We start from the raw sequence: 12118 nt of genomic DNA, 5'->3' as shown, positions 1-12118 counted from the left end.
GACGATGATCTCCACAAATCCCCAAAGGGTGATCGTTATGCTGGAATCCTTCATGTTGGCTTTTGTGTTCCTTTGCCTCCTGTCGACGATCCACCTCTCTTCCAAGAGCGCTTAAAGCCTCCATCCCGGCCAGGGAAGGCCTTTTTAATCGAAGGCCCAGATTCAGGTCTCGACATCTCTTAATGAGGTTGCCATGCTTGAATTCCGCACCGTTTGCATTTCCGACGTTCATCTCGGAACCCGCAGTTGCAAAGCCGAATATCTGCTGGACTTCCTGCGTCACGTCCAGTGCGAAAGACTCTATCTGGTGGGAGACATTCTCGATCTCTGGCGCCTGCGAAAAGGGGGCTGGTATTGGTCCGATTTGCACCAAGCCGTGGCGCAGAGATTTTTCAACATGGCCCGTAGCGGCACGGAGGTGATCTACATTCCCGGTAATCATGACGAACTGCTGCGTGGTTATCTGGGAACGGAGTTCAATGGCATCCAGTTACGGGAACGCTGCGTGCATGAGGCGGTCAACGGGCGCCGTCTGCTGGTGCTGCATGGGGACGAATACGACACCGTCATCACTGCCGGCGGCTTGTTGAGCGTCCTTGGCTGCTTCACCTACGATACCCTGGTGGAAATCAATCGCTGGGTAAACCTGTACCGGGCGCGTCGGGGGCTTCCCTACTGGTCGCTGGCCGGCTTTCTGAAGTCGCGGGTCAAAAACGCCCAACGCTACATCGCCGACTACGAGGAAGCCCTGCTGCACAACGTCAGCCGCCGTGGATACGATGGTGTGATTTGCGGCCATATCCATCATCCGGCGCTGCGCGAGGATCGCGCCGGATTCTATGGCAACTGCGGCGACTGGGTCGAGAATTGCACAGCGCTGGTGGAAGATGTTCAGGGACGTTGGCGCCTGATTCACTGGGTGACGGAGAGCGCCCGGTTGCTTGAAGTCAAGGAAAAAGCAGACCTGGCGCTGGCCGGTTAACCGGCCAGCCTCTCGGGGAAGGTGGCGGCGATGAGATCTCGGGCCCGGTCCGCCAGAATCCGGCGCCGGCCGCCGCGCAGCGGTGGATGCCACCGGCAGCGGGCTTCCACGCGGGACAGCCGCAGAATCCGCCAAAGGGAGGCAAGAAAGGTGTCGTCGCCAATAAAGGGCGCTGCCGTTGCCGTCTCGCCCGGATATTGGAGGGTGACCGGCTGCACCGGCGCTCGGGCGTCGATGGCGGCCTGCAGCAAGGCGCTGGTGAAAGGCAGTACCTGGTTACCGGGGGTGGTGGTCCCTTCGGGGAAGATCACCACCCGCTCGCCGTTTTGCAGGCGCTTTGTGACCGCCTGATTCACCTGGCGGATGTTGCGAAGATCGCGGCGGGCGATGAACAGCGTGCCGCTGTGGCGGGCGAGAAATCCAAGCAGGGGCCAGCTTGCCACTTCGGCTTTGGCGACGAAGGTCATCGGGGCCTGGCAGCCGAGGACCACGATATCCAGCCAGCTGATGTGATTGGCGACCACCAGCACCGGGCCGGAGGCGGGCCTGCCGCAGGTCTCCAGGCGGAGGCCCAAAATCCGCCCCAGGCCCCGGAACCAGGATAGACGGATGGCGTCACGGCGCCGGGGGGAATGGCGGAGCCAGGGAAACACGGCCACCAGGACGACGGCGCCGCCGCTCAGCCACAGCAGAATCAGCCCGCCCCGTCCCAATGCCCTCGGGAGATTACGCATGGCCACGGATTTCCGCGGGATGACGGATGAAACGGCGTGAGTACCGGGCCTTGAGGTGCTTTAAGGGCAACAGGATGAAGACGTCCATACAGTTGAAGTCTTCATCCCAGTAAGGATCGCCGCACACCCAGGCACCCAGGCGCAGATAGGTCTGCAGCAACGGTGGGACGCCGCAATCGTCCCGCTCGCAGCGAAGGTAATCGGGTACCGGCCGCAGGGATTGTACGTTCAACCATTGCGGGCCCTGTTGCTCCGGGGTGAGCCGGCGGTAAAACGCCTTGACGGCGAAACCGCCCGGCCCCGGCGGAATGCTGGCGCAACCCATGAGGTAGTCGAAACCCCGTTCGATGGCGAAACGCGCCAGTCCGGACCACAGCGTGGACAGCACGGCACCGCCGCGGCAGTCAGGATCGATGCAGGTGCGTCCCACTTCGAGAAAACGTCCTTCCAGGGTCAGTACCGTATCGAGATCGAATTCCTGCTGGGAGTAGAAACCGCCGCTGCGGCGCGCCGCGGCATCGCTGAGCAGGCGGGTGGTGCCGACGATGCGGTCCTCCCGCTGGTCGTGGACGACCAGGTGATCGCAGTAAGGATCGAAGCGGTCATGATCCAGCCCGTCACCCGCCAGGCGGGCGCCCATTTCCTCGGCGAACACCCGGTAACGCAGCCGGCAGGCCGCCTCCACGGTTTGGGGACTGAGGGCGACGAACGACTGGTAACGCCGTGGGGAAGGGGCGGACCATTGCCAGTTGCCGGTGGGAAGGTCGTTTTTCATGGCAGTTTCCCTTGAGTTGTGGATTTTCCGGCAACCATAGAGAGGCGATGTGACAGGCATGCGAAGAATGCATGACGGTTTCGTGGCAGTGTACGGTCAAGAATCGGTAACCAAACGGTGATCGTTTTGTCATCTTCGGGCGCTATCTTCGAGCAGGTTCAAGCCGAAAGGAGCGTGCGCCATGCGTTTGTTGCAATCCCTGCAAAGCTACGATGAGGCCCTGTTTCTCTGGTTTCTTAAGCGCCGCAGCTACCAGTTGCTGGTGACCGCCAGCCGCTGGATCTCCCGCAGCGGCGACGGGGGCTGGTACATCCTGCTGGGCTGCTGGCTGTGGTGGGTCGACGGGGCGCGGGGCGAGTGGTTCCTGACCGCCGGCATCGCCACCTTCGCCCTTGAGCGGCCGCTGTATTTTCTGCTCAAGAACAGCTTAAAGCGGGGGCGGCCGCAGACGCGCCTGGCCGGCTTCCGCAGCCATATCGTCCCCTCCGACGAATTCAGCTTTCCCTCCGGCCACACTTCAGCCGCCTTCGCCACCGCCATTCTGCTGGCCTGGTTCTATCCCGTGGTCTCGCCGGCGGTCTTCCTGTGGGCGGTACTGGTAGGGCTGTCGCGCATCTTTCTCGGTGTGCATTATCCTGCCGACATCGCCGCCGGTGCGTTGATGGGGAGCCTCTGCGCCCTGGCCACCCTCGGCTGGATGGGCGGATGAGGATACTCTACGGCGTTCAGGGAACCGGCAACGGTCACCTGACCCGCGCCCGGGTCATGGCCCCGGCCCTCAGGGCCGCAGGGATCGAGGTCCAGTATCTGTTCAGCGGCCGGCCGCGGGAAAAGTTTTTCGACATGGAGGTCTTCGGCGACTGGTGGTGGCGCCGCGGCCTGACGTTCGTCTCCCGCAAGGGGCGGATCGATTACCTGCGCACCCTGGCCAGGGTGCGGGATTTGCCCGGCTTCATCCACGATGTCCAGGCGCTGGATCTGCGCGGTTTCGATCTGGTGCTCAACGACTTCGAGCCGGTGTCGGCCTGGGCGGCCCGCCTGGACGGCGTGCCGGTAATCGGCCTCGGCCATCAGCAGGCGTTCCGTTACGCCATTCCCAAATGCCGCGGCGGCTGGCACGCACGGTTGCTGCTGCGCTGGTACGCGCCGGCGCCGCTGGGACTGGGGCTGCACTGGCATCACTTCGGTCAGCCGATTCTGCCACCGCTGGTGGAACCGTTACCGGTGCAGGCAACCGATCCACGCCGGATCCTGGTCTATCTTCCCTTCGAGTCGCTGGCCGACATTCGCCGCCTGCTGCTCAACTTTCCCCGCTGGCGTTTCCATGTTTACCACAGCCAGGTGCCCGTCCCCTACGCGGACCGCAACCTGCGTTTCCATCCCTTTTCCCGCGACGGTTTCCAGCAGGATCTGGCGGCCTCCGCCGGGGTGATCTGCAACAGCGGTTTCGAGTTCATCTCCGAGGCATTGGCGGCCGGCAAGAAGATCCTCAGCAAACCCCTGAAGGGCCAGTGGGAGCAATGCTGCAACGCCAAGGCGCTGGCGGAACTGGGCTGGGGGACGGTGATGGCGCGCCTCGACCAGGACACGGTGGCCGCCTGGCTCGAAAGCGGCAGGGCGGTGCAAGTGCGTTATCCGGACGTGGCCGCCGCCATCGTCGCCTGGCTTAAGGCGGGCTCGGGACGGATCGATCCGGACTGGATTGATGCCATCTGGCGGCAGGTTGAGGTGGTCGCACCAACCGGGCAGTCGGCACCGAACCGAGCGTCTATCTCTCAAAACAGGCCCAGAACTTGAGGCTGGAAACCGGGGAAGACGGTCTTTAGATCGCTCACGCCCAGGGTAACTGTCACCGCTTCCGCCAGCACGGAACGGTAGTCGGTGGTCACCGGCAGATCTCCGGGGCCGTACAGGTCGCTGAGATCCGGCCGGTCTCCATAGATCTTTCCCCCCTGAACCCCGCCCCCGAGCACCAGCATGACCCCGCCATGGCCGTGATCGGTGCCACCGGAGGCGTTCTCCGCGACCCGGCGCCCGAATTCGCTCATGACCACCACACAGGTGTTGGTCATCTGCGCTCCCAGATCGGCGTGAAAGGCCGCCAGGGAGCGGGCGAGATCGTCGAGGCGGGCAGCCAGGGTGGCGGCCTGATTGGCATGGGTGTCCCAGCCGCCGCTGTCGAGACAGAAGGCCCGCAGGCCGATGCCGCTCTTGATGAGCCGGGCGGTCTGGGCCAGATCCCGTCCCAGGGAAGAATCAGGATAATCGCTCCCTTGGGGCGGCAGAGAGGCGTTGCCGATGAAGTTCAGCGCCGCCAGCGTCTGCTGTCCGGCCTGGCTCACCAGGTTTCCCCCCTCATACAGCTGGGTCAGGGCCGACATGTGTTTGGCTGGCAAGCCGAAACGGTCCAAATCCCGGATGGCGACGGCGCTGGCGCCGCTAAGCGCAAAGGGCAGGCGTCCGCCGAAACCGACTGCCGCTACCGGCGTTGGGAGATCGGTCTGGGCCAGGGCGCGGGCGAGCCAGCCGTCGCCGGGAACCGGGATCCCGTCGCCACCGGCCTCCATCCACCGCTGGCGGTCGAAGTGGGAGCGGCTGTCGTTCCCAAGGCCGCACAGGGACACCAGGGCAAGATCGCCGGATCGGTACAGGGGCAACAGCGGTTCCAGGGTTGGAGGCAAGCCCAGCTGGCTGTCCAGGGGCAACACGCCCCCCGCCACCCCTGGTTCCGGAAGGGCCAAAGTGGGCCGCAGTTGGCGGTAAAGGGGGTCGGCATAGGGTGCCAGCAGGTTGACCGCATCGGCGCCACCGCGCAAAAACAGACAGACGAGCGCCCTGTTTTGCCTTGCCGTCGGTTCCTGCGCCCATCCAAGCCGCGGCGTCCAGGGCGACATCCCGGCGACCGCCATCACTTTGATGAATTCGCGTCGGTTCAGAGACATGGGGGAACCTCCTTCAATAAACCTGAAACGCCGGGCTGGCCAGCGCCAGGGCAACGGCAGCCGCGATGCGCCGATCCCGGTCGCTGCCCAGGGGTTGAGCAGGATCGGTCCCGCGGGCCAATACATCCACCATCTGCCGGCGCAGCCCCTCGGGTATGCCGTCGGGAAACAGATTGACCTCCAGGCGTTCGATGATGGCCGCCGGCGTCCGGGCGCCGGCGGTCAAACGTTCCCGGTCCAGCCGGAACCCAGGCAGTTGGTCCCGGGCGAGCCGGAGGCTGAAGCGCCAGCGCTGCAGCAGGCCGTCGGCGCCCAGCCAAGGGGCGGCGGCGTCGGGATAACCGTCCGGCGTCGGATGGTCGAAGGAGGAGTGTCCCAGGCGGCGCAGCACCTTGAGCAAGGTGGCGGTCGCCTGCAGCAGGTCGCCGATTTCAGCTCCCGTCTGACGCAGGGCACTGCAGACGAAGTGAAGCGGCCGCTTGACCTTGGGAATGGCCTGGCTGAAGAATGCCTCGGAGCGCAACAGAAACGCCAGGGTTTCGCGGATGTCGCCGTCCGTCTCTTGCCAACGGCGGGCGATCCGGCCAACCAATTGCGGTGGGGGTTCGTCAGCCACAAAACGGCGGCAGAGCTTGGTGGCGATGAGGCGGGCGTTGGCCCGCAGTTCCGGCCCTTCGGGGTGAGGCACCTGGAGCAAATGCGCCAGTACCTGAAGGCCGTCCTCCATGCCCCCGCCGGCGGGTATTTCCAGGCCCATCACTGTCTTGGCGCCGTCGTCGTGGCGCCGAGGGTAGAAGCGAAACGCCCCGGTCTGGCGATCGACACCCCAGCCGGTGAAACAACGGGCAACGGCCTCCACGTCCGCTTGGGAGTAGCCGCCGTCGCTGCCGACGGTATGCAGTTCCATCAGCTCGCGGGCATAGTTTTCGTTGGGGCCGCGGCGTCTGTTGCGGTGATTGTCCAGATACACCAGCATGGCGGGGCTGGTGGCCGATGCCTGCAGCAGGTCGGCGAAACGGCCCAGGGCATGCCGGCGGACGACCTCGCGGTCGTCCACCGTTTTCAGGAACTTTACCGGACCGTCCCGGTGGTAGATGTTGAAGTGGTCGCTCCAGAATTCCACCATCACCTCGAACAGCTGGCGGCGGCTGAACAAGGCCAGCAGCAGGCGGGCCGCTTTCAGTTCCAGCATCGTGCGTCGCAGGCGGTTTCGATCACGGGTCGCCAGCGCCCCGGCGGTTTTGTCGAGGGTGGGGAAGAAGCGCTTGAGTTGATCGTCCACCGCTGAATCGTCGATGGTTTCCGGAGACAACTGGTTTTCCAGCCAGGTCTGCCAACCCATCTCTTTGGCCTGACGCAACTCTCCGGCCCGGATGCCGAAACCGGTGCGCCGCAGCAGATGGACGGTGGGATCGCCAGCATGCATGTCAGAACGGCCATTTGCGGCCATGGCCCTTGGCGCGTCCCTGGCCGGCGGCAACGCCGCGGCCGCGGGCGGCGCCTCGGCCGATGGCGATGCCCTGTCCGGAAACGGTGCCTTCACCTTTGCGATAGCGCCACTGACCATTCTGTCGATAGATCACCAGGCCGCGGCCGGAGGCGGTACCCCGGCCGGCGACGATACCGTGGCCCTGGACCGCTCCGTGTCCTTTCATTGCGCCAGGCCAAGCCTGGAGAAGGAGGAAGTTATGTAGAAGGAAAGACATCGCTGAAACCTTCAGAGCGACCTGACAGGTGCAAGTCCTGTCCGGCCAAGGCTGGCCACCAGCCGGAACCGAGTGTTGCGTGGTCGAGGAGCGATCCCGACTGCGAAGCGTACACAGGGGGCCTGTAGGCCGCGTGATGGAGCCTCGAAAGTACGGAATGCGGAGCCGACGTTGTTGAACGGACGGAAGGCAACAGGGGTGGTGCTGTACTGGCCTGGCATCATCCCTCCGCCGGGGTCGAAGAGCGGGGCATGCAGGGCAAGGGTCGCCCAGGAACCTGGGAGGGCTCGATCACTCCTTGCGGGAAGAGCGGTGCGGGCGCCGTGTGAGAAAAGGCCCAGGCCCATCGGAGCGGTGTCCGGCCGATGGGAGCGAACGGGACACGAAGCAGGGTACCGGCGCGCGAAGGCGACGAAGCGCGCTGGGAAGGTGATCGAGCAATCGGAGCCTGCCGATAGTACCTGGGAAGTCGGGGAACCTGCCCCAAGGGACCCGATGGAGGGAAGCGGCAGGTCGGACGATGGGGCTTTCGGAGGGGCAGATGGCCGGGACATCGAGCCAGGAAAACATCTCAACACGACAACGGAAGCTAGTGGAACTGGCCCGGATCGAACCGAAGCTGGAACTGACCACGATTGCCCACCACATCGACGTGGTGTGGCTGGAAGAAGCCTGGCGGCGCACCCGCAAGGACGGGGCCGCCGGGGTGGACGGCGTGACTGCATCCCAATACGCAGCCGCCTTAGAGGAGAACCTGACGCGCCTGCTGGAACGGTTCAAGACCGGCCGGTATCGGGCGCCTGCGGTACGGCGCGTCCACCTGCCCAAGCCGGGAACGGGAAAGACCCGCCCGATCGGCATTCCCACGCTGGAAGACAAGGTGCTGCAACGGGCGGTGCTGATGGCGCTGGAACCCATCTTCGAGCAGGACTTTCTCGACTGCGCCTACGGGTTCCGGCCCGGACGCAGTGCCCACCAGGCCCTGGAGAGGCTATGGGGCGGGCTGATGGCCATGGGCGGTGGCTGGGTCATCGACCTGGACATCCAAAACTTCTTCGACGACGTGGACCGGGACCGGCTGCGGAACTTTCTGGGGCAGAGGGTGCGCGACGGCGTGATCTGCCGCGTGATCGGTAAATGGCTGAATGCCGGTGTCATGGAAGGCGGACAGCTTCACTACCCCGAACAAGGGACACCGCAAGGTGGGGTGATCTCCCCACTGCTGGCCAACCTCTACCTGCATCACGTGCTCGACCTGTGGTTCGAGCAGACGGTCAAACCGCGACTGCAAGGCAGCGCCTTCGAAGTCCGGTTCGCCGACGATGCGGTCCTGGTGTTCAAACGGGAAGAAGACGCCCGGCGGGTATTGGCCGTTCCGGGCAAGCGCCTGGCCAAATACGGCCTGCGCCTGCACCCGGACAAAACCCGCCTGCTCGACTTCAGAAAACCCGGACGGAAAGGCCAGAGCTTCCAATACCTGGGATTCACCCACTACTGGGGACGCTCAAGGAAAGGGCGTTGGGTCGTCAAACGCAAGACCGCCCAAGCCCGGCTCAGCCGCTCCCTGCAGGCGATCAACCACTGGTGCCGGATGCACCGCCACTGGCCGGTTGCAGACCAACAAGCGGCCCTGAGCCGCAAACTCAAGGGGCATTATGCCTACTATGGGATCGTCGGCAACAGCCAATCGCTGGCCCGCTTCCTGTACGAGGTCAGACGGCGCTGGTACAAATGGTTGTCCCGCCGCAACCGGGAACGGATGAACTGGGACCATTTTGGGCGGCTGTACAAACGATACCCACTCCCCCCACCGCGCGTGGTTCACGGAATTGCCCGTTGCGTAGCGACGCCATAGTCCGAGGAGCCGGATGCCTTAATCGGGCACGTCCGGATCTGTGGGAACCGCGGGTGAGCAATCGCCCGCGGTCACCCGGCCGGGCTTGCCACTGGAAGTGGTTGAGGTTCCGGCAGGGGCAGGCGGAAGGTGACCTCGCCCTCTGCCATGCCCTGGGCGCAGATGGTCCGCAGGGTCTGATAGACGCCGATCTTGAGGCGCTTGCAGGTTTCGACCAGCGACAGGATCATGGGTCGGAAGCAGTCACCGCGATGCGACTGGCTGAAGAAACGGGTCTTGCGCCAGATGACATAGGGGCGTAGGGCACGCTCTGCCGTGTTGTTGGTCATCGGTACCCCGGGATGGTCCGGGAAGGTCCAGAACCTGGGAAAATCGTCCAACAACTTGCGGCAGCTGCGACCGGTTTTGTTGTCGCCATGTCTTTGGGCGGCCTGTTCCAGTTCGCGCCGGAAGAGGGCTTTGAGGCGTTCCAATCGCCTTCGGTAGCGGTCGGATGGGTAATGGCTCTGTTGCCAGAGCTTGCCGCAGTGAACCGTCAGGCGGGCGGCCCGGAGCAGGCGTTCGCCATCTTCGCCGGCCTGTCCCTTGCGCCCGGCGATCCGTTCCAGGTTGCGGATGAGATGCGCCCAGCAGTATTGGTGTGAGTCCTGGGGATGGTCGTTGTAGGCCCCGTGGCGGTCGGTCACCAGGATTCCCTGGAAATCCCCCAACAGCTCACCGGCCGCACCCTTGCCGCGGGAATAATGGGTCAGGAAATACGCCATCTGATCGGTCGTCAGCGCCCACAGCCAATAGATGCTGCGGCCCCGGTAGTGGCGGGTCTCGTCGGCATGGGCGATCAGCGCTTTTCTGACCGCCTCGCCAATCTGGTTGTAGACCGGACCCAGCCACGCCTGCAGCGGGATCTGGCTCTGGCTGATCGCCCCCAGGCTGAATCTCAGACCCCATTGTTCTTCCAGCAGCGCTTCGACTTCCCGCAGCGACAGGTGATAGCGCCCCGTCATCAAGCCAATCCACGCCACCAGCCCAGGTCCCATCTGGCCGCGGGGAACCTCATCCGGTAGCCGCCCCTGGTGCTTCTGACCACACCACCCACAGCGGCCTTCATACACCCGGTGTTCGACCACCCGGTAACGAATCTCGGGCAGGTCGAACACCTGATGGGGACGGAATCCCCGCACCGCCACCGACCCACCGCACTCGCAGCGGCCATGGGGAAAGTAATGCCGGACCTCGTCCACTGCTTCTGCCGGAACCAGAGCCCGCTCGTGCCTGGGATGTCCCACCTGCGCCCCTTTCTTGCGTCCCGTCGGTCGCTTGCCCTTGCGCTCGGCGCGCTTCTTCGTGCTGTCCTGGGAAGGTGGTTGGGAGGAATTGTCGGACCCCAAGGCCAACTGTTCCTCCAGTTCTTCCACTCGCGCCTGGATCTGCTGAAATTCTCCCAGCGCCCGCCAAAGCGCTTCGATCACCCGGTGGCATTCCTCCACCGTCCCGGGCAAGGGAGGTGGGCGGCTCAGGTCCAGATCAAGTCTTTCCATGGCCCGCATTCTCCTGAATCTTCAGGCACTTGGCAAGACCGGCCGGGTGACCGCGGGCGATTGCTCACCCGCGGTTCCCACAGATCCGGACGTGCCCGATTAAGGCATCCGGCTCCTCGGACTATGGCGTCGCTACGCAACGGGCAATTCCGTGAACCACGCGCGGTGGGGGGAGTGGGTATCGTTTGTACAGCCGCCCAAAATGGTCCCAGTTCATCCGTTCCCGGTTGCGGCGGGACAACCATTTGTACCAGCGCCGTCTGACCTCGTACAGGAAGCGGGCCAGCGATTGGCTGTTGCCGACGATCCCATAGTAGGCATAATGCCCCTTGAGTTTGCGGCTCAGGGCCGCTTGTTGGTCTGCAACCGGCCAGTGGCGGTGCATCCGGCACCAGTGGTTGATCGCCTGCAGGGAGCGGCTGAGCCGGGCTTGGGCGGTCTTGCGTTTGACGACCCAACGCCCTTTCCTTGAGCGTCCCCAGTAGTGGGTGAATCCCAGGTATTGGAAGCTCTGGCCTTTCCGTCCGGGTTTTCTGAAGTCGAGCAGGCGGGTTTTGTCCGGGTGCAGGCGCAGGCCGTATTTGGCCAGGCGCTTGCCCAGAACGGCCAATACCCGCCGGGCGTCTTCTTCCCGTTTGAACACCAGGACCGCATCGTCGGCGAACCGGACTTCGAAGGCGCTGCCTTGCAGTCGCGGTTTGACCGTCTGCTCGAACCACAGGTCGAGCACGTGATGCAGGTAGAGGTTGGCCAGCAGCGGGGAGATCACCCCACCTTGCGGTGTCCCTTGTTCGGGGTAGTGAAGCTGTCCGCTCTCCATGACGCCGGCATTCAGCCATTTACCGATCACGCGGCAGATCACGCCGTCGCGCACCCTCTGCCCCAGAAAGTTCCGCAGCCGGTCCCGGTCCACGTCGTCGAAGAAGTTTTGGATGTCCAGGTCGATGACCCAGCCACCGCCCATGGCCATCAGCCCGCCCCATAGCCTCTCCAGGGCCTGGTGGGCACTGCGTCCGGGCCGGAACCCGTAGGCGCAGTCGAGAAAGTCCTGCTCGAAGATGGGTTCCAGCGCCATCAGCACCGCCCGTTGCAGCACCTTGTCTTCCAGCGTGGGAATGCCGATCGGGCGGGTCTTTCCCGTTCCCGGCTTGGGCAGGTGGACGCGCCGTACCGCAGGCGCCCGATACCGGCCGGTCTTGAACCGTTCCAGCAGGCGCGTCAGGTTCTCCTCTAAGGCGGCTGCGTATTGGGATGCAGTCACGCCGTCCACCCCGGCGGCCCCGTCCTTGCGGGTGCGCCGCCAGGCTTCTTCCAGCCACACCACGTCGATGTGGTGGGCAATCGTGGTCAGTTCCAGCTTCGGTTCGATCCGGGCCAGTTCCACTAGCTTCCGTTGTCGTGTTGAGATGTTTTCCTGGCTCGATGTCCCGGCCATCTGCCCCTCCGAAAGCCCCATCGTCCGACCTGCCGCTTCCCTCCATCGGGTCCCTTGGGGCAGGTTCCCCGACTTCCCAGGTACTATCGGCAGGCTCCGATTGCTCGATCACCTTCCCAGCGCGCTTCGTCGCCTTCGCGCGCCGGTACCC

11 protein-coding genes are annotated in these 12118 nt (G+C 64.3%); 4 read left to right on the top strand and 7 right to left on the bottom strand.

Annotated features, from left to right (window positions below):
- Nucleotides 1-193 precede the first annotated feature (193 nt).
- The gene (locus MCIT9_RS01010) at nt 194-982 is read left to right on the top strand and encodes a UDP-2,3-diacylglucosamine diphosphatase (protein ID WP_317705590.1); all 789 of its coding nucleotides are present in this window, start codon (nt 194-196) and stop codon (nt 980-982) included.
- On the opposite strand, the gene MCIT9_RS01005 is transcribed toward MCIT9_RS01010, so the two are convergent.
- Both MCIT9_RS01005 and MCIT9_RS01000 read right to left on the bottom strand, forming a co-directional pair.
- Complete coding sequence (locus MCIT9_RS01005) at nt 979-1716, bottom strand: lysophospholipid acyltransferase family protein (protein ID WP_317705589.1); 738 nt, start codon at nt 1714-1716, stop codon at nt 979-981. The two genes, MCIT9_RS01010 and MCIT9_RS01005, sit on opposite strands and share 4 nt — an antisense overlap.
- On the bottom strand, nt 1709-2491 hold the full coding sequence (locus MCIT9_RS01000) for a GNAT family N-acetyltransferase (protein ID WP_317705588.1): 783 nt from the start codon (nt 2489-2491) through the stop codon (nt 1709-1711). The genes MCIT9_RS01005 and MCIT9_RS01000 overlap by 8 nt, the downstream gene beginning before the upstream one ends.
- Nucleotides 2492-2672: 181 nt before the next feature.
- Here MCIT9_RS01000 and MCIT9_RS00995 point away from each other — a divergent pair, with 181 nt between their 5' ends.
- On the top strand, nt 2673-3200 hold the full coding sequence (locus MCIT9_RS00995; protein WP_317705587.1) for a phosphatase PAP2 family protein: 528 nt from the start codon (nt 2673-2675) through the stop codon (nt 3198-3200).
- Nucleotides 3197-4288 carry an MJ1255/VC2487 family glycosyltransferase gene (locus MCIT9_RS00990; protein ID WP_317705586.1) on the top strand — a complete coding sequence of 364 codons (1092 nt, stop codon included), beginning with the start codon at nt 3197-3199 and terminating at the stop codon, nt 4286-4288. Before MCIT9_RS00995 ends, MCIT9_RS00990 begins: the two co-directional genes overlap by 4 nt.
- Here MCIT9_RS00990 and MCIT9_RS00985 read toward each other — a convergent pair.
- From MCIT9_RS00985 to MCIT9_RS00975, 3 genes are read right to left on the bottom strand one after another with little or no spacing between them, the layout of a single operon-like run.
- Nucleotides 4267-5433: a DUF1501 domain-containing protein gene (locus MCIT9_RS00985; RefSeq protein WP_317705585.1), complete on the bottom strand. Its 1167-nt coding sequence runs from the start codon at nt 5431-5433 to the stop codon at nt 4267-4269. The genes MCIT9_RS00990 and MCIT9_RS00985 overlap by 22 nt on opposite strands.
- Nucleotides 5434-5446: 13 nt before the next feature.
- The gene (locus tag MCIT9_RS00980; RefSeq protein WP_317705584.1) at nt 5447-6859 is read right to left on the bottom strand and encodes a DUF1800 domain-containing protein; all 1413 of its coding nucleotides are present in this window, start codon (nt 6857-6859) and stop codon (nt 5447-5449) included.
- A gap of 1 nt (nt 6860) precedes the next feature.
- Entirely contained in the window at nt 6861-7088 is a 228-nt protein-coding gene (locus MCIT9_RS00975) for a hypothetical protein (protein WP_317705583.1), read from the bottom strand.
- 571 nt (nt 7089-7659) lie between these two features.
- Between MCIT9_RS00975 and ltrA (MCIT9_RS00970) the strand changes: the two genes are divergently transcribed.
- On the top strand, nt 7660-8994 hold the full coding sequence (ltrA, locus tag MCIT9_RS00970) for a group II intron reverse transcriptase/maturase (RefSeq protein WP_317705582.1): 1335 nt from the start codon (nt 7660-7662) through the stop codon (nt 8992-8994).
- 71 nt (nt 8995-9065) lie between these two features.
- Here the strand turns inward: ltrA (MCIT9_RS00970) and tnpC are convergent, their stop codons facing one another.
- Both tnpC and ltrA (MCIT9_RS00960) read right to left on the bottom strand, forming a co-directional pair.
- Complete coding sequence (gene tnpC / locus MCIT9_RS00965) at nt 9066-10532, bottom strand: IS66 family transposase (protein WP_317705581.1); 1467 nt, start codon at nt 10530-10532, stop codon at nt 9066-9068.
- A gap of 121 nt (nt 10533-10653) precedes the next feature.
- Nucleotides 10654-11988, bottom strand: coding sequence for a group II intron reverse transcriptase/maturase (gene ltrA, locus MCIT9_RS00960; RefSeq protein ID WP_317705580.1), 1335 nt, complete (start codon nt 11986-11988; stop codon nt 10654-10656).
- Nucleotides 11989-12118: the final 130 nt, after the last annotated feature.

This window comes from Methylomarinovum caldicuralii, assembly GCF_033126985.1.
Taxonomy (GTDB): domain Bacteria; phylum Pseudomonadota; class Gammaproteobacteria; order Methylococcales; family Methylothermaceae; genus Methylohalobius; species Methylohalobius caldicuralii.
The sequence above is the reverse complement of the archived record's forward strand: the minus strand, read 5'-3'. Positions and strand labels throughout refer to the sequence as shown.